The following is a 15872-nucleotide window of genomic DNA, read 5'->3' as shown; positions in this document are numbered from 1 at the left end:
GGTAGTTTGGGCGGTATGAGAATTCTGCGGGTGCTCGGAGTTGTCGGGATGGCGGTCGTGCTGGCCGGTTGTGCGGAGGCCGCGGAGACGGCGGACCGGGTGAGCGCGTGCTCGCAGGCGCTCGGGCTGGCGAACCTGAACCCGTACGCCTCGGCCGAGGAGGTGGCGGCCCAGGCGCAGCAGAAGGCCGAGGAGCTGCGGAACCTCGGGAACCAGGTGACGGACCAGACGCTGCAGCAGAACCTCTTCGCGATCGCCGACTCCTACGTCGCGCTGGAGCAGCGCAAGAGCCAGGGCATCAGCGACATCAACGACTGGGTCCAGACCAACACCGCGAACCTGGAGCGCCTCCGCCAGGCCTGCACATAAGCACACCCCCCGCGAGTCCCACACTCCGCCACGCGAGTCCCACACTCACGCCCGCGAGTCCCACACTCACGCCCGCGAGTCCCACGCTCGGGCGCGCGAGTCCCGCGCTCCGGCGCGTGAGTCCCACGCGCAGGGGCTCGCGCTGCCCCGGGCGTCGGCTTCCTGTCCCCGGGACTCCTAGGATCGCGGGGGCTCTGCCTGTTCCCCGGCGCGCGGCGGATCGTGGAGCCCAAGCAGTCGAGAAGGGATTTCCATGACAGCGAACACACTGGCCGGCGGGACGTTCACCCTCACCGGCGGGCTCACCGTCGGGCGCATGGGTTACGGCGCGATGCAGCTGGCCGGCCCCGGGGTGTTCGGGCCGCCCGCCGACCGCGACGCCGCCGTCGCGGTCCTGCGCGAGGCCGTCGAGCTGGGTGTCAACCACATCGACACCGCCGACTTCTACGGCCCGCACGTCACGAACCAGATCATCCGCGAGGCGCTGCACCCCTACGACGGGATCGTGGTGGTGACCAAGGTCGGCGCGGTGCGCGACGACCAGGGCGCCTGGGTGCACCAGCGCTCGCCCGAGCAGCTGCGTGCCCAGGTGCACGACAACCTGCGCAACCTCGGCGTGGACGCGCTCGACGTGGTCAACCTGCGCGTCGGCGGCGGGGACGACGGCCACTCCGCGGTGCCGGGTTCGATCGCCGAACCGTTCACCGCGCTGGTCGAGATGCAGCAGGAGGGCCTGATCAAGCACCTCGGCATCAGCACGGTCAACGCCGAGCAGGTCGCCGAGGCGCAGTCGATCGCGCCGGTCGTGTGCGTGCAGAACGCCTACAACGTGGCCCACCGCGAGGACGACGAGCTCGTCGAGTCGCTGGCCGCGCAGGGCATCGCGTACGTGCCGTACTTCCCGCTCGGCGGGTTCTCGCCGCTGCAGTCGCAGGTGCTGGACTCGGTGGCCGCCCGACTCGGCGCGACGCCGATGGCCGTCGCGCTGGCCTGGCTGTTGCAGCGCTCGCCGAACATCCTGCTGATCCCCGGCACGTCGTCGGTGGCCCACCTGCGGGAGAACGTGGCCGCCGCGTCACTGGAGCTCCCGGCGGACGCCATCGGCGAACTGGACGCGATCGGCTGACCCACCGCGAACGCGGAACTCGCGTGCCTGAGCGTGGAACTCGCGTGCCTGAGCGTGGGACTCGCGCGACGGAGCGTGGGACTCGCGCTCAGCGCACCACGAGGTGGAGGCCCCGGCCGGCCGTTTCCCGGTCGATGACCGTGGTTTCGTTCCAGCCGCGGGGCCGGCCGTCGAGCAGCAGCGCGCGCACCCGGGGCAGGCGGCGCACGTGGCGGCAGAAGGACGCCTTCCGCAGCACCCGGCCGCGCGCGCGTTGCCCGGCCAGCGCCTCCTGCGGGGTGCAGTCCACCCACAGCAGGTGCCGTCGCCGTCCGGTGACCAGCCCGGTCAGCATCAGCCACGCCCGGGTCGCCGCGCCGGTCGCCGGGTCGTGCACCACGACCGGCCCGGGGGTGCGGATGGCCGCGAACATCACCCGCACCCGGTGCAGGACGTGCACCGCCGGGCGGTAGCGGCGGTACGGCGTGCCCGGCGGCAGGGCGGCGGCCAGCCGGTCGCGCATCTGGTCGGAATCGAGCACCTCGACCGGGCGGCTGGCCTGCGTGCTGCGCAGCAGGGTGCTCTTGCCCGAACCGGGCAGCCCGGCGATCACCAGCAGCGCCCGCGGTTCGATCGTCATCTCCAGGGTGGCGCCGGCTGTGCTGTTCATACCGGGCCAACGCGTGATCACACCGCCCGCGTTCCTCACTTACCGGTCAAACCGGTCGTTCACAGCGACGCCACAGCCGGCACCCGGGCTGACCGGCGGCGCAGCCCGAACGCGACCACGGCGAATCCGAGCCCGAACAGGCCCGCCGCCGCGAAGCCCCACCCGGGTGTGGTGTGGTCGATCACGAACCCCACCACCGGGCTGCCGGCGGCCATCCCGAGCCGGGTGGCCGCGTCGAGCAGGCCCATCGCCTCGCCGCGCACCCGCGGCGGCGCGAGGCCGGTGACCTCCTCGGCGGTCGAGGCGAGGGTCGGCGCGCAGGCCAGGTTGGTCGGCACCAGGGCGATCGCGCTCAGCCACCACGGCAGCCCGCTGGCCAGCCCGACCGGGATCACGAGCACGGTCAGCAGCACCATGAGCCGGGTTTGGGAAAGCGATTTCCGCACCGCGCCGTGGACGATGCCACCGACCGCGGACGCGACGCACATCACGGCGATCACCACGCCGGTCCAGCCCACCTCGCCGGTGGCGCGCAGCGCGGCGAGCGTCGCCAGTTCCGTGCCGATCAGGCAGAACAGCGCGCCCGACGCGACCAGCAGGGCGCCGACCAGCCGCGGCGTGAGCCACTCCCGCATGGGCGGCCGCGCCGCGCTGACCACCTCGGCCTCGTGCCGGATCGGCGGGTTGAACCAGCACAGCGCCACGGTGCCGAGGGCGAAGCAGCCCCCGATCCCGCTCAGCGCGAGCGTCGACGACAGCTGCGTCGAGACCGCGATGCCCGCGCTCGGGCCGACCATGAAGGTCGTCTCCAGCAGGATCGAGTCGAGCGAGTACGCCGAGCGTCGGGACTCCGGCGGCACCAGCGCGGTCAGCACCTGGCGGGCGATCGAGCTGGCCGGCAGCACGAGCGCGCCCGCCGGCAGCGCGGCCACGAGCAGCGCCGTGTACGGCAGGTGCGGGGTGGCCAGCCAGAACGCCGCCGAGGTCAGGCCGCAGACCGAGGTGACCGGGCGCAGCCCGTAGCGGTCGATCATCCGCCCGACGAGCGGGGCGCCGAGCGCGCTGCCGAGCATCGTCGCGGTCCCGACCAGCCCCGCTTCGCCGTACCCGCGGCCCAGGTCGCTGACGACGTGCAGGGTCAGCGTGATGCCGGTCGCGGTCATCGGCAGGCGCGTGAAGAAGAACAGCAGCATCGCCATGCGGACCCCGGGCACGGCGAGGACCTGGCGATACGGCTGGAGGGACATGTTCCCACTTTGGCACGCCCGTGCAACTCCATTTCCGCCGCTTGCTACGCACGCAAACTGACAGCTACTATCAAAAAACAGTGACTTTCAGTTTGGAGGGGCGATGGACGGCGTGAAGCGGTGGTGGGCGCTGGGTGCGCTCGCAGTGGCGTTGCTGGCCTTCGGGCTCGACGTGACGGTCCTGTCGGTCGCCCTGCCGACCCTGGCCGTTGACCTGCAGGCGTCCACGAGCGAGCTGCAGTGGTTCTCGAACGCGTACACGCTGGTGCTCGCCGCCGGACTGTTGCCGGCCGGCCTGCTCGGGGACAAGTTCGGCACCAAGCGGTTCCTGCTCGGCGGTCTCGCGCTCTTCGGCCTGGCCTCGGTGGCCTGCGCCTACGCCGGCACGGCCGAGATGCTGATCGCGGCGCGGGCGTTCCTCGGTCTGGGCGCGGCGGCACTGGTGCCGCTGTCGATGTCGGTGCTCAACGTGCTGTTCCCGGGTGCCGACCGGGCGCGGGCGATCGCCGTGTGGGCGGCGGCGATGGCGGTCGGCATCCCGCTCGGACCGGTGGTCGGCGGGTGGCTGCTGGACAACTTCTGGTGGGGCTCGGTCTTCCTGCTCAACGTGCCCGCGGTGCTCGCCGGCCTGGTGCTGCTGGCCTGGCTGGTGCCGAACCTGCCCGGCGACCGCGCCCGGCGCGTCGACCTCCCGGGTGTCGTCCTGTCCAGCGTGAGCCTGGCCGCGCTGACCTACGGACTGGTCGAGGCCGGCGACCGAGGCTGGGGGTCGGCCGCCGCGCTCGGGCCGGTCGCCGGCGGGCTGGTGCTGCTGGCCGGGTTCGTCGTCCACCAGGCTCGGGTGGACCAGCCGTTGCTGGACCTGAAGCTGTTCGCCTCGCCCGGATTCCGCTGGGGTGCCGTGCTCGCGACGCTGGCGTCCTTCACGATGATGGGCGCGTTGTTCGTGCTGCCGCAGTACTTCCAGGCGGTGCAGGCGACCGACGCGCTGGGGACCGGGTTGCGGTTGCTGCCGGTGGTCGGCGGTCTGCTCGTCGGCGTGCGGACCGCGGAGTGGCTGCGGCCCCGGCTGGGGGCGGGGGTCCTGGTGAGCGCCGGGTTCGTGGTGATGACGGCCGGGCTGGTCACCGGCACGGCCACCGGCGCCGGCGACGGGTACGGCTTCCCGGCGGTGTGGGTGTCGCTGGTCGGCGTGGGGCTGGGGTTCGCGCTGCCGCCGTCGATGGACGTCGCGATGGGTGCGTTGAGTCCAGGACGCGGCGGGGTCGGCGGCGGTGTACTGCAGGCCGTGCGGCAGGTCGGCGGCACCTTCGGGGTTGCGATCCTCGGGACGGTGCTGAACGCCGCCTACCGCACGCGGGTCGACGTGAGCGGGCTGCCCGGCGAGGCGGCGTCGGCGGTCCGGAGCAGTGCCGCGGCCGGGGTGGAGGTCGCGGCGCGTGTGCCCGCGCTGCTCGGCTCGGTGCGCGAGTCGTTCGTGTCCGGCATGGCCGCGGCGCTGTGGGTGTGCGCCGGCTTCGCCCTGGTGGGTGCGGTGCTGGCCGCGCTGTTCCTGCCGCGGCAGGCGCAGGACGTGGCCGGGGCAGAATCGGGGCATGAGGTCGTCGCGGGATGAGCAGCCGGTCGGGTTGCGGGAGCGGAAGAAGGCGCGGACGCGGGCCGCGATCCAGGGGCACGCGCTGAGGTTGTTCGCGGCGCAGGGCTACGCGGAGACCACGATCGAGCAGATCGCCGCGGCCGCCGAGGTTTCGCAGAGCACCTTCTTCCGCTACTTCCCGACCAAGGAGGACACGGTCCTCTACGACCGCCTCGACCCGGTGCTGATGCGGGCCTTCGTGGCGCAGCCGGCGGAGCTGACGCCGCTGCAGGCGGTGCGGGCCGCGTGCGCCGAGGTGTTCACGCGGCTGGATGCCGAAGAGTCCGAACTGGAGCGTGCCCGGCAGCGGCTGGTGTTCGCCGTCCCCGAGTTGCGGAACCGGATGTTGGAGCAGATCGCGGCCGGGGTGTCCATGCTCGCCGAGGCGGCGGCCGAGCGAGTGGGCCGGGACCCCGGTGACTTCTCCGTGCGGGTGTGGGCCGGAGCGGTGGTCGGCGTGGTCTTCGCGGCATACTTCAGCGCGGCCGACGCTCCGGAGAACCTGGCCGGCGTGGTCGACAGGGCGGTCACCCTGCTGGAGGACGGGCTGCCGCTGTAGGCCGGGCGGGGAACGTCACTCACCCGCCCGGGCAGTTTTCTTGACTCATTCCAGATTAACGGGCAAGCTTGGTTGCGATGCCTCACCAGTCGAGCCCCGTGCGGGACCAGCTCAAGGCCGCCGGCCTGCGGATCACCGCTCCGCGCGTCGCCGTTCTCGAGTGGCTCGCCGGGCATCCCCACGCGACCGCCGACCAGGTCGCGGCCGGTGTGCGGGACGTGCTCGGTTCCGTGTCCACCCAGGCGGTCTACGACGTCCTGGGTGCCTGCACGAACGCCGAACTGGTGCGGCGCATCGAACCGGCCGGCCATCCGGCCCGGTTCGAGAGACGTACCGGGGACAACCACCACCACCTCGTCTGCCGCGGCTGCGGCCGGGCCGAGGACGTCGACTGCGTCCACGGCGCCGCGCCCTGCCTGCAACCCTCGAACACCGCCGGGTTCGTCGTCGAGGAGGCGGAGGTCGTCTTCTGGGGCCTGTGCCCCGCCTGTTCCACCACCCACCACGAGAAGGAGGGCTCGGCGTGACCAAGCCGACCACCAACAACGTGGGCATCCCGGTGGCCAGCGACAACGATTCGCTGACCCTGGGCGCCAACGGCCCGATCCTGCTGCAGGACCACTACCTCATCGAGAAGAACGCGCACTTCAACCGCGAGCGCGTCCCGGAGCGCGTGGTGCACGCGAAGGGCGGCGGTGCGTTCGGTTTCCTCGAGGTCACCGAGGACGTCAGCCAGTTCACCAAGGCCGCGCTGTTCCAGCCGGGCACCCGCACCGAGAGCGTCATCCGCTTCTCGTCGGTGGCCGGCGAGAACGGCTCGCCCGACACCTGGCGCGACCCGCGTGGGTTCGCCGTGAAGTTCTACACCACGCAGGGCAACTACGACCTGGTCGGCAACAACACGCCGGTGTTCTTCATCCGGGACCCGATCAAGTTCCCGGACTTCATCCACTCGCAGAAGCGCCGCGCCGACAACCACCTGCGCGACCACAACATCCAGTGGGACTTCTGGACCCTGCGGCCCGAGTCGGCCCACCAGGTCACCTGGCTGATGGGCGACCGCGGCATCCCGTCGAACTGGCGCGAGATGGACGGGTTCGGCTCGCACACCTACCTGTGGGAGAACGCGGGCGGCGAGAAGTTCTGGGTCAAGTACCACTTCAAGACCGACCAGGGCATCGGCTACCTGACCCAGGCCGAGGCCGACCGCATCGCCGGTGAGGACGCCGACTACTACATCCGTGACCTGTGGACCGCGATCGAGCGGGGCGACCACCCGAGCTGGACCCTGTACGTCCAGGTCATGCCGTACGAGGAGGCCGCGGACTACCGGTTCAACCCGTTCGACCTGACGAAGGTGTGGCCGCACGGCGACTACCCGCTGATCAAGGTCGGCCGGTACGTGCTCGACCGCAACCCGTCGAACTACTTCGCGGAGATCGAGCAGGCCGCGTTCGCGCCGACCAACATGGTGCCGGGCATCGGGCCGTCGCCGGACAAGATGCTGCAGGGCCGCCTGTTCGCCTACCCGGACGCGCACCGCTACCGGATCGGCGCGAACTTCGCGCAGCTGCCGGTGAACGCGCCGAAGTCGCCGGTGAACAGCTATTCGCGGGACGGCGCGATGCGCTACCAGAACCCGGGCGACCCGGTGTACGCGCCGAACTCGTTCGGCGGCCCGCACGCCGACGCGGCTTACGCCGGCGAGACGGTGTCCTCCTACGGGGTGGTCGACGAGGTCATCCGGTCGGCTTACCGGCTGCACGCCGAGGACGACGACTTCGGCCAGGCGGGCACCCTGGTGCGCAAGGTGATGGACGACGCGCAGCGTGAGCGCCTGGCGCAGAACATCATCGGCCACGCCAAGAAGGGCGTGTCCGAGCCGGTGCTGGAGCGCGTGTTCGAGTACTGGCGCAACGTGGACAAGTCCCTCGGCGACAAGGTCGCCGAAGCGTTCGGCAAGTAGTCTCCCACCACGGAGCAGCGGCCCGGTGAGTCCTTTGTGGCTCGCCGGGCCGCTTTCGGTTGTGACACCGATGGGTGGTGATCACTCCCGGATCGGGTGGCAGGACGGTTGAGCGGCGGTGGTGTTGGTACTTCTCGCTGCGCGTCAGGTCACCCACACCAGGAGGTAGGGAATGAGAGGCAACTTCGCCCGGATCGTGGCCGCGGTGGTGGCCGGCAGCGTTCTGGCGTTGACCGGAGCCGCTGTCGCCGCGGCCGACGGATCGGGCACGTCCAGCACCCAGGCCGCCGGTGAGCAGTTGCTGCAGCTGCGCACCGAGCTGGTCGACTCGGCCTACTCGGCCGACGTGCCCGGCACCCAGCGCGCGCTGGGCCAGATGAGCCCGCTGCTGGGCGACCTCGCCGCGGGCGAGAAGTACACCGTGCAGTCGGATACGCGGGAAACAGCGGCCTCCGCGAAGAACGACGCCGACACGACGAGCCGGATCATCGCCGACCCGTCCCAGGCGAGCACCGTCAAGCAGGTGCCGTCGACGTCGCCGCTGCAGAACCCGCCGCCGCCCCTGGACATCGTGGCGGACCTGCTGAAGACGCTGATCCAGAAGCTGACGGAGCTGTTGAACGCGCTGACGGGCACCCCGCCGCCGGCGTTGACCGTGCCCGCAGCCTGACCAGAACGGCCGGGCTCCACTGTGGACACCCACAGCGGAGCCCGGCCTTTCTTTTGCGGCGCGCCAGCGCCGTGCAGTGAACCCAAGGTAGCTGGGTGGTCATCCCGTCGCCTGACACGTGACGATCACCTTGAGCCAGGGCCGCAACCCAGGCTCTCTCCGGCGGCCGACCTTGCCAACCTTGCGGCCCTGGCTCAAGGTGATACACACAAACCGGAAGGCGACGGGATGACCACCCAGCGACCACCTGCCCGAGGTGAGGTTCCTGCATTCCCCGTCATCCCGGAGCCTGCCCGTCCGGCGAGGACATCTTTTGATCTTTAGAGGTGACGTTGGGCAGGCGGGGAGTCCGCCCTGCGGGCGGTCCGCCCTACGGGCGGAGAGCGCCTCACGGCGCCGAACGGTCACCTTCCGACCACCCCCGCCCCCGATTCCGGATTGTGTTTCAGTCGCCGAGCAGGCGTGTCAAGGCGGGAAAGAGTACCTTGACACGCCTGATCGGCGACCAAAGACCGGCTGTGGATCGGGGGCGGGGGAGGTCTGGTTGGGGTAGTCGGTGCAGCTGCGTTGCCGGCCGCCGGTTGTGCGGGGCTGCCGCGCGGCCCCGGGGGTAGTCGGTGCTGATGCGTTGCCGGCTTGCGGTTTGCCGGGCTGCCGCGCGGCCCTGGGCCGTAGTCGGCCCACCGCCGTTGCCGGCCGCCGGTTCGCAGGCTGCCGCGCGGCCAGGTCCACTACCGCCCCACTTCCGTCACCCCCACTTGTCCACTGTTCTTCCACCCCCCACCCTCCAGTGCAGCGCTTCGAGTGAGTTTGGGGTACCGCCGGGTGACGCGACCACGCTGCGCAACCCCCGCTCCCCAAAACCTTGATCAGCTGGGCGATCGAGAACCGTTCGAGTTTCATCCGATGCGGGGCTACGGCGAGAAACCGAATCCGGCACGTGAGGGTTGGAAACCGTCACCTTCGGGTGCTGAGTGGTGGGAGATCAACACGCCAGGTACGCATGAGCCTGACAGGTCCACCGAGGCCAGGAGGTAGGGAGATGTTAGGCAAGTTCGCCAGGGTCATCGCGGTGGCGGTGGCCGGCAGCGTGCTGGCGGTGGGCGGCGCAGGCGTCGCCGCGGCCGGGGGGAAGGGTACGTCCAGCACGCAGGCCGCCGCGGAACAGGTTCTCCAGTTGCGCGACCAGCTCGCCAGGGCCGCCTACGCCGGGGACGTGCCCGCCACCCAGCGGTCGCTCGGCGCGATGAGCCCGGTGCTCGGCGACCTCGCCGCCGGGCAGAAGTACTCCATCCAGTCCGACGCGCAGCAGACTGCCGCCACGAGCAACGACTACGCCACCGAGGCGAGCCGCATCCTGGCCGATCCGTCGAAGGCCGGCGAGGTCCGCCAGCTGCCGCCGGTGCCGGACATCCCCGACCTGCCACCGCCGCTGAACCTCGTCAGCAACCTGCTCAAGAACCTGCTGAAGACCGTGACGAGCCTGCTCGCCTCACTGCTCGGCTCGGCTCCGCCGCTCCCGGTGCCGGTGCCGATCCCGGCAGCCTGACCAGCGATCCGGCAGGGGGGCCGGAATCCGATGTGGACGTCCACATCGGATTCCGGTCTTTTTACGCCCGCAGTCCCAGGCGCAGTGCGCCCGCCGCCTCCGAGGTCGCCTCCCGGAACCGCCTGCCGACGCCGAGGAAGTTGACGTAACCGTGAATGAGATCGCGCTGACGGCTCAACGTGACCGGCACACCCGCGTCCCGCAGCTTGGCCGCGTACGCCTCGCCCTCGTCGCGCAGCGGGTCGAACCCGGCGGTGGCGACGTAGGCGGGCGGCAGCCCGGTGAAGTCCTCGGCGAGCAGCGGCGACAGCCGGGTGTCCGTGCGGTCCACCCCGGTCGGCGCGTAGTGGTCGATGAACCACGTCATGTCGGCGTCGGTGAGGAAGAAGCCGCTGGCGAAGATCTCCCGCGACCGGCGCCGCGTGCTCGCGTCCACCCCGGGGTAGAGCAGCAGCTGGAACGCCGGGGCCGGGCCGCCGCGCGCGGTCGTCACCTGGGCGGTCACCGCCGCGAGGTTGCCGCCCGCGCTGTCGCCGCCCACCGCGATCCGGTCCGGGTCCACGCCCAGGTCGGCGGCCTTGGAGTGGGCGTAGCCGAACGCGGCGAGGGCGTCGTCGGTGGCCGCGGGGAACGGGTGTTCGGGCGCGAGCCGGTACTCCACCGAGAGCACCCGGACGCCCGCGTGCTTGGCGAAGTAGCGGGCGGTGTTGTCGTGGCTCGCGCGGCTGCCGATCACCCAGCCGCCGCCGTGGAAGAACACCAGCAGCGGCGACGGCGACGGCAGCCCCTCGGGCACGTACAGCGTCGCCGGCAGCGGGCCGTGCTCGGCCGGGATGACGATCTCCTGCGTGCGCACCGGCTCGATCGGCTTGCCGCTGACCAGGTGGCCGGACTCGAGGATCCGCTGCCGGGCGACCTCGGGCGTGCCCGCGCTCATGCTGACCCGGTTGAGCTGCTGGAGCCGGAGCAGCAGCTGGGCGTCGAGCGCGAGTTCCTGGCCGTCCAGCCGGATGGGGCGTCCGGCGATCAGCCGTCGCGCGGCCCCGGGGAGCCCGAAGATCAGTTGAGCCGCGAGGGCTTCCGCGCGGCTCCGCAGTGAGGTCGCCATGACCCGGGAGGTTACTCACTAGTAGGCAAACTGACCAGGGTGTGACCGCCGCCTCCGTCCCAGATCCTGGTCCTCCACCTAGGTGGAGGGGTTAGCCTCGAACTCGTGACTAGTGCGGCGGTCAACGTGGTCGGTATCGGCGGCTCCCTGCGCCCGGGCTCACAGTCCGAGCGCGCCCTGCGGATCGCGCTGGGCAGCGCGGCCGAGGCCGGGGCCGAAACGCTCGCCCTCACCGGCGACGACCTGGTGCTGCCGTTCTACGACTCGGCGATCGAGGAACGCACGCCGCAGGCGGTCCGCTTCGTGGAGGCGATCCGCCGGGCCGACGGGCTGATCATCGTCTCGCCCGGCTACCACGGCGCGCTGTCCGGGCTGATCAAGAACGCGCTGGACTACGTCGAGGACCTGCGGCCGGACGAGCGCCCCTACCTGGACGGCCGCGCGCTCGGGCTGGCCGCCGTCGCGTTCGGGTGGCAGGCCGCGGTGACCACGCTCGACCAGCTGCGGACCATCACCCACGCGCTGCGCGGGTGGCCGACGCCACTCGGCGGGTCGATCAACTCCGCGGAGGTCAAGTTCGACGAGGTCGGCGGCGCCTCCGAGGAGAAGGCCGTGACCACGCTCAAGCTGATCGGGCGGCAGGTCGTGGACTTCGCCCGCGCCCGCCGCTGAGGATTCGTCCACCGGCTCACGGGGTATCCACCCGCTGACACCTGCCGTCGGCGGAGGGGAACCAGGTGGAACCGGTTTACACAGCGGTCGCGACCGCCCGTGGCGACGGACGGAACGGCGAGGTCACGACGTCGGACGGCGTGATCGACGAACGGCTGGCCGTGCCCAAGGAGATGGGCGGCCCCGGCGGCGAGATGACCAACCCGGAGCAGCTGTTCGCGGCCGGGTACGCCGCCTGCTTCCACAGCGCCGTCCGGCTGGTGGCGCGCAAGGCCGGCGTCGAGCTGGACGACTCCGCCGTCACCGCCGAGGCCGTGCTCGGCCGGGTCGCCGGCGTCCTGGAGCTGGCCGTCAAGCTCGTGGCCCACCTGCCCGGCCTGGAGCAGGACCAGGCCGGTGAACTCGCGGCGCAGGCGCACCAGGTGTGCCCGTACTCGCGCGCCACCAGGGGAAACATCCAGGTCGAGATCACCGCGACGACCTGACGAAGAGTTGTCGACAAGGAGGATTTTTTCGATGGCGAACGCACCCATCAAGAGCCCGCTCAGCCCGGCCGACAAGGAGATCACCGGTAACGCGCTGCAGGCCGCGCTGGTCGACCTGGTCGACCTGTCGCTGATCGCGAAGCAGGCGCACTGGAACGTGGTCGGGTCGAACTTCCGCAGCGTGCACCTGCAGCTCGACGAGCTGGTGGCCACCGCGCGCAACTACGTGGACGAGGTCGCCGAGCGCGCCAACGCGATCGGCATCTCGCCGAACGGCAAGGCCAAGACCGTCGTGGAAAGCTCGGGTCTGAAGGACTACCCGGACAACTGGCAGAGCGTGGAGTCCACGATCGAGAACATCGTGAACATCCTCGCCGACCTGATCCAGCGCATGCGCAAGCGCATCGACGAGACGGACAAGAGCGACCTGGTCACCCAGGACCTGTTCATCGAGATCACGCACGAGCTGGAGAAGGCCCACTGGATGTGGCAGGCGCAGACCGCCTGACCGGCGCACGACGAGGGCCCCGGGAGCGTTCCCGGGGCCCTCGTCGCGTCAGCGCAGCCCGACCGCCTTCATCGCGAAGTGCACCTCCGCCGCGGTCTGCTTGATCGTCTCGGCGATCACCAGCGAGCCGTGACCGGCGTCGTAGCGGTAGAACTCGTACGGCAGGTCGCGCTTGGCCAGCCGCTCCAGGTAGTTCTCGATCTGCCGGATCGGGCAGCGCGGGTCGTTGTCGCCGGCCAGGACCAGCACCGGCGCCTTGACCGCGTCGACGTAGGTGATCGGCGAGCACTCCTGGTACACCGCGGGCACGTCCTCCGGTGACCCGCCGAACAGCGCCCGGTCGAACTGGCGCAGCTGCTCCATCTCGTCCTCGTAGGCGGCGACGTAGTCCGCCACCGGCACGACCGCGACCCCGGCCGCCCACCGGTCGGGCTGGGTGCCCACGGCGAGCAGCGTCAGGTAGCCGCCCCAGGAGGCGCCGGAGACGACCATCCGCGCCGGGTCGCTCAGGCCGCTGGAGACGGCCCAGTCGTACACCGCGGCGACGTCCTCCAGCTCGGTCAGGCCGGGGCGGCCCTCGATCGCGTCGCGCCAGGCCGAGCCGTAGCCGGTGGAGCCGCGGTAGTTGACCTCGACGACGGCGAACCCGGCGTCCAGCCACACCGCGCGGTAGGCGGAGAAGCGGTCCTCGTCGGCCGCGTGCGGGCCGCCGTGCAGGGTGAACACCGTGGGCAGCGGTCCGTCCGGCGCGTTCCGCGGGCGGGCGACCAGCGCGTGGATGCGGCCGCCCGCGCCCTCGACGAACGCGTCGGTGACCGGCGCGGAACCGGGTGCCGGGTCGCCGGGCGGGGTGAGCAGGACGGTGTCGGTACCGTCGGTCGCCCGGGCGCGGATGACGGCGGGCTCCGCGGCGCTGGACCAGGAGTACTCGACCGTGCCGTCGGGGCGCACCCCGGCGCCGCCGATCCGGCCCGGCGGGGTGTCCACAGCGGACAGTTCGCCGGTGGTCAGGTCGTAGCGGTGCAGGGAGCTGCGGGCCTCGTGGAAGTGCACGACGAGCAGCGCGTCGGCCGACGGATACCAGGTGGCGACGACCTCGCCGGGCAGGCCGAGGTCCAGCTCCTGCTCGGTGCCTGCGGCCACGTCCCAGACCAGCAGCTCCTCGCGGCCGCGGCGCTCGTGCAGCACGAGCAGCCGCTGGTCACCGGCGACGGGCGAGAACTCCAGCGGCGTGAGGCCCTTGCCCTCGCCGTCCCACTTGTCGGCGACGGCGTCGAAGTTCGTGGTGTCCAGGACGCGGACCGCGGGGTGACGGGAGTCACCGTGCTCGGCGTGGGAGATGGCGAGCAGCGACTCGTCGCGGGACAGCGCGGCGACGCCGGCGTCCTGCTCGCTGGCGTAGAAGCGGGTGGTCTGCCCGTCGCGGGTGGCGAACAGCTCGCTGCCGTCGTCGGTGGAGACGCCGCTGGCGATGACGCGGTGACCGATCTCGAGCCCGGCCGGGTAGCCGGCGTGGACGCCGGGCAGGGCGGGCTCGGCCGGGCCGCCGTCGAACGGCTGGCGCATCCAGGTGCCGAACTCGTCGCCGTCGGTGTCGTTGAACCACCAGATGGCGCTGCCGTCGGGGGAGGTGGTGGCGTGCAGGGTGCCGTTGGGACGGTCGGTGACCTGGCGGTGCTCGCCGGTGGCGCGGTCCCAGGAGTAGACCTCCCACACGCCGCTGGCGTTGGAGACGTAGATGTTGCGGTCGGGCGCGTCGAGGGACCAGTCCGGCACCGACACGCGCGGGGCGTGGAACCGGGCGCGCCAGCGGGACTCGGCCTCGGGGTCGTCGAAGAGGCGGTCGGGGATGTTCGCGGGCGGGTGCTGGGTAGTCACCCCTCGATCCTGCCAGCTCGTGCCCGTACCGTGTGCGTGTGCTGGAGGGATACGCGCCCGGGTTCGCGCAGGACGCGCTGTCGATCATGGCGTCACGCACCGCAACCGGCCGTGCGGAGTACGTGTTGCGACTGCTGCGGCCGGGCATGCGCGTGCTCGACGTGGGGTGCGGCCCGGGCACGATCACGGCGGGCTTCGCGACGATCGCCGGGCCGGGCAACGTGGTGGGGCTGGACCGGGAGCCGGGCCAGTTCCCGGAATCGTCCACAGTGGAGTTCGTGGCCGGGGACGTGTACGCGTTGCCGGTGGCGGAGGAGAGCGTGGACGTGGTGTTCGCGCACGCGTTGTTCGAGCACTTGGCGCGTCCCGCCGATGCCCTTGCCGAAATCCGCCGGGTGTTGCGGTCCGGCGGCATCCTGGCGTTGTCCACTTCGGACTGGTCGCGCGCGCGGCTGCGCCCGGGCACGGCGAACGTCGCTGCCGCTCTGCGGGGCCACTACCTGCTCTGCCGCCGGGCGGGCGGCGACCCGTTCGCCGGGAAGCACGTGGCGTCGTGGGTCACCGCGGCTGGTTTCCGGGACGTCCGCACCCACGGCCGCTTCCGGGCCGACATGAGCTACCGCCAGCTGGCGCGTTACGTGGAGTCACGCTTGGACGCCGCGCTGAGCGCCTCCCCGCTGGACCGCGACCAGCTGGCCTCCGCCGCCCGCTCCGCCTGGGCCTGGTCGCACACCGGCGACGGCGACTTCACGCAGTACTGGGTAGAGCTGCTGGCCGTCAAGTAGCCGCTACGCGGGTATCCGAAAGCGCCGGCTTCGCTCCGCTACGCCCCGGCACCCCCACCCGCCCCGATCTCGATTGTTCGGTTGCCGAGCAGCGGCGTCAAGGCGGGAAAGAGTACCTTGACCCCGCTACTCGGCAACCGAAGAAGGCTGGGGATCGGGTCCGGAGGGGGTGTGGTTGGAGGAGGCGGACACCACCTCACACGGCCGCCGGTTAGGGAGACGGCGAAAACCGGCTCTGCTCCGCTACGCCCGGCGCGGATGTCGCCCCGCGACACGCGCCACACGCGGCACCCAACCCACTCACCACGCAAATCGCGGGGGGTCCAGGGGGCTTGCCCCCTGGCGGGGGTCTGGGGGTTCGACCCCCAGAGAACACAAAGGAAAATCCCCCGTCCGCCAGCTTTACGGCGGACAGGGGATCCCCGGATTTTCCGTCGGGGTGGCGGGATTTGAACCCACGACCTCCTCGACCCGAACGAGGCACGCTACCAAGCTGCGCCACACCCCGATGTACTGCTTAGCGGGTCGAAGAAGAGTTTAGCGGATGTCGCTGGGGGCTTTGCGGGGGGTGGCCTTGGAGGCGTTCGTCGTGGTCTGGCCGCGTTCGACCAGGGTCAACAGGGTCGCTTCGGGTGGGCAGGCGAAGCGGGCGGGGGCGTAGGGGG

General features: G+C 71.4%; 16 protein-coding genes, 1 tRNA gene and 1 pseudogene. 12 read left to right on the top strand and 6 right to left on the bottom strand.

Going from position 1 to position 15872, the window contains the following annotated elements:
- The first annotated feature begins 15 nt into the window (after positions 1-15).
- Both D0D28_RS25635 and D0D28_RS25630 read left to right on the top strand, forming a co-directional pair.
- Positions 16-369 carry a hypothetical protein gene (locus D0D28_RS25635; protein ID WP_167481542.1) on the top strand — a complete coding sequence of 118 codons (354 nt, stop codon included), beginning with the start codon at positions 16-18 and terminating at the stop codon, positions 367-369.
- 253 nt (positions 370-622) lie between these two features.
- The gene (locus tag D0D28_RS25630) at positions 623-1495 is read left to right on the top strand and encodes an aldo/keto reductase family oxidoreductase (RefSeq protein WP_116113108.1); all 873 of its coding nucleotides are present in this window, start codon (positions 623-625) and stop codon (positions 1493-1495) included.
- A gap of 88 nt (positions 1496-1583) precedes the next feature.
- On the opposite strand, the gene D0D28_RS25625 is transcribed toward D0D28_RS25630, so the two are convergent.
- Both D0D28_RS25625 and D0D28_RS25620 read right to left on the bottom strand, forming a co-directional pair.
- Positions 1584-2144, bottom strand: coding sequence for an AAA family ATPase (locus D0D28_RS25625; protein WP_094006304.1), 561 nt, complete (start codon positions 2142-2144; stop codon positions 1584-1586).
- Between the two features lie 59 nt (positions 2145-2203).
- Complete coding sequence (locus D0D28_RS25620; protein WP_116113106.1) at positions 2204-3391, bottom strand: MFS transporter; 1188 nt, start codon at positions 3389-3391, stop codon at positions 2204-2206.
- 103 nt (positions 3392-3494) lie between these two features.
- Here D0D28_RS25620 and D0D28_RS25615 point away from each other — a divergent pair, with 103 nt between their 5' ends.
- From D0D28_RS25615 to D0D28_RS25590, 6 genes are all read left to right on the top strand, one after another.
- Positions 3495-5006, top strand: coding sequence for a DHA2 family efflux MFS transporter permease subunit (locus D0D28_RS25615; RefSeq protein WP_116113104.1), 1512 nt, complete (start codon positions 3495-3497; stop codon positions 5004-5006).
- The gene (locus D0D28_RS25610; protein WP_094006301.1) at positions 4987-5586 is read left to right on the top strand and encodes a TetR family transcriptional regulator; all 600 of its coding nucleotides are present in this window, start codon (positions 4987-4989) and stop codon (positions 5584-5586) included. The genes D0D28_RS25615 and D0D28_RS25610 overlap by 20 nt, the downstream gene beginning before the upstream one ends.
- Before the next feature lie 77 nt (positions 5587-5663).
- The gene (locus D0D28_RS25605) at positions 5664-6113 is read left to right on the top strand and encodes a Fur family transcriptional regulator (protein WP_094006300.1); all 450 of its coding nucleotides are present in this window, start codon (positions 5664-5666) and stop codon (positions 6111-6113) included.
- Positions 6110-7552: a catalase gene (locus tag D0D28_RS25600; RefSeq protein WP_116113102.1), complete on the top strand. Its 1443-nt coding sequence runs from the start codon at positions 6110-6112 to the stop codon at positions 7550-7552. Before D0D28_RS25605 ends, D0D28_RS25600 begins: the two co-directional genes overlap by 4 nt.
- Before the next feature lie 172 nt (positions 7553-7724).
- Positions 7725-8222 (top strand): hypothetical protein, encoded by a 498-nt coding sequence (locus D0D28_RS25595; protein WP_094006298.1) that lies wholly within the window; start codon positions 7725-7727, stop codon positions 8220-8222.
- A 1042-nt stretch (positions 8223-9264) separates the two neighbouring features.
- A complete protein-coding gene (locus tag D0D28_RS25590; protein WP_116113099.1) occupies positions 9265-9771 on the top strand; it encodes a hypothetical protein in 507 nt (168 codons plus the stop codon).
- A 61-nt stretch (positions 9772-9832) separates the two neighbouring features.
- On the opposite strand, the gene D0D28_RS25585 is transcribed toward D0D28_RS25590, so the two are convergent.
- On the bottom strand, positions 9833-10879 hold the full coding sequence (locus D0D28_RS25585; protein WP_094005548.1) for an alpha/beta hydrolase: 1047 nt from the start codon (positions 10877-10879) through the stop codon (positions 9833-9835).
- A 126-nt stretch (positions 10880-11005) separates the two neighbouring features.
- Between D0D28_RS25585 and D0D28_RS25580 the strand changes: the two genes are divergently transcribed.
- From D0D28_RS25580 to D0D28_RS25570, 3 genes are all read left to right on the top strand, one after another.
- Positions 11006-11551, top strand: a complete 546-nt coding sequence (locus D0D28_RS25580; protein WP_116113096.1) for an NADPH-dependent FMN reductase — start codon at positions 11006-11008, stop codon at positions 11549-11551.
- Between the two features lie 65 nt (positions 11552-11616).
- Positions 11617-12036: an organic hydroperoxide resistance protein gene (locus D0D28_RS25575; protein ID WP_116113093.1), complete on the top strand. Its 420-nt coding sequence runs from the start codon at positions 11617-11619 to the stop codon at positions 12034-12036.
- 31 nt (positions 12037-12067) lie between these two features.
- Positions 12068-12544, top strand: coding sequence for a Dps family protein (locus tag D0D28_RS25570; protein WP_094005552.1), 477 nt, complete (start codon positions 12068-12070; stop codon positions 12542-12544).
- 48 nt (positions 12545-12592) lie between these two features.
- Here D0D28_RS25570 and D0D28_RS25565 read toward each other — a convergent pair whose 3' ends face one another.
- Positions 12593-14422, bottom strand: coding sequence for a prolyl oligopeptidase family serine peptidase (locus D0D28_RS25565; protein WP_116113091.1), 1830 nt, complete (start codon positions 14420-14422; stop codon positions 12593-12595).
- Positions 14423-14460: 38 nt separating this feature from the next.
- Here D0D28_RS25565 and D0D28_RS25560 point away from each other — a divergent pair, with 38 nt between their 5' ends.
- Entirely contained in the window at positions 14461-15207 is a 747-nt protein-coding gene (locus D0D28_RS25560; protein ID WP_116113089.1) for a methyltransferase domain-containing protein, read from the top strand.
- A 434-nt stretch (positions 15208-15641) separates the two neighbouring features.
- Here the strand turns inward: D0D28_RS25560 and D0D28_RS25555 are convergent.
- A tRNA-Pro gene (locus D0D28_RS25555) sits at positions 15642-15715 on the bottom strand.
- A gap of 29 nt (positions 15716-15744) precedes the next feature.
- Positions 15745-15872, bottom strand: a pseudogene (locus D0D28_RS37025) (metallophosphoesterase); the annotation flags it as partial.

It is taken from the genome of Amycolatopsis ruanii (genome assembly GCF_003385175.1).
Lineage (GTDB): Bacteria > Actinomycetota > Actinomycetes > Mycobacteriales > Pseudonocardiaceae > Amycolatopsis_E > Amycolatopsis_E thermalba.
Note: the sequence above shows the minus strand (reverse complement) of the source record. Positions and strands in the feature narration are given on the sequence as shown.

Bases quoted from the DNA above. Each gene is read 5' to 3' on its own strand.
- D0D28_RS25635 (WP_167481542.1), top strand. From the start codon at position 16: ATGAGAATTCTGCGGGTGCTCGGAGTTGTCGGGATGGCGGTCGTGCTG.
- D0D28_RS25630 (WP_116113108.1), top strand. From the start codon at position 623: ATGACAGCGAACACACTGGCCGGCGGGACGTTCACCCTCACCGGCGGG.
- D0D28_RS25625 (WP_094006304.1), bottom strand. From the start codon at position 2,144: ATGAACAGCACAGCCGGCGCCACCCTGGAGATGACGATCGAACCGCGG.
- D0D28_RS25620 (WP_116113106.1), bottom strand. From the start codon at position 3,391: ATGTCCCTCCAGCCGTATCGCCAGGTCCTCGCCGTGCCCGGGGTCCGC.
- D0D28_RS25615 (WP_116113104.1), top strand. From the start codon at position 3,495: ATGGACGGCGTGAAGCGGTGGTGGGCGCTGGGTGCGCTCGCAGTGGCG.
- D0D28_RS25610 (WP_094006301.1), top strand. From the start codon at position 4,987: ATGAGGTCGTCGCGGGATGAGCAGCCGGTCGGGTTGCGGGAGCGGAAG.
- D0D28_RS25605 (WP_094006300.1), top strand. From the start codon at position 5,664: ATGCCTCACCAGTCGAGCCCCGTGCGGGACCAGCTCAAGGCCGCCGGC.
- D0D28_RS25595 (WP_094006298.1), top strand. From the start codon at position 7,725: ATGAGAGGCAACTTCGCCCGGATCGTGGCCGCGGTGGTGGCCGGCAGC.
- D0D28_RS25590 (WP_116113099.1), top strand. From the start codon at position 9,265: ATGTTAGGCAAGTTCGCCAGGGTCATCGCGGTGGCGGTGGCCGGCAGC.
- D0D28_RS25585 (WP_094005548.1), bottom strand. From the start codon at position 10,879: ATGGCGACCTCACTGCGGAGCCGCGCGGAAGCCCTCGCGGCTCAACTG.
- D0D28_RS25570 (WP_094005552.1), top strand. From the start codon at position 12,068: ATGGCGAACGCACCCATCAAGAGCCCGCTCAGCCCGGCCGACAAGGAG.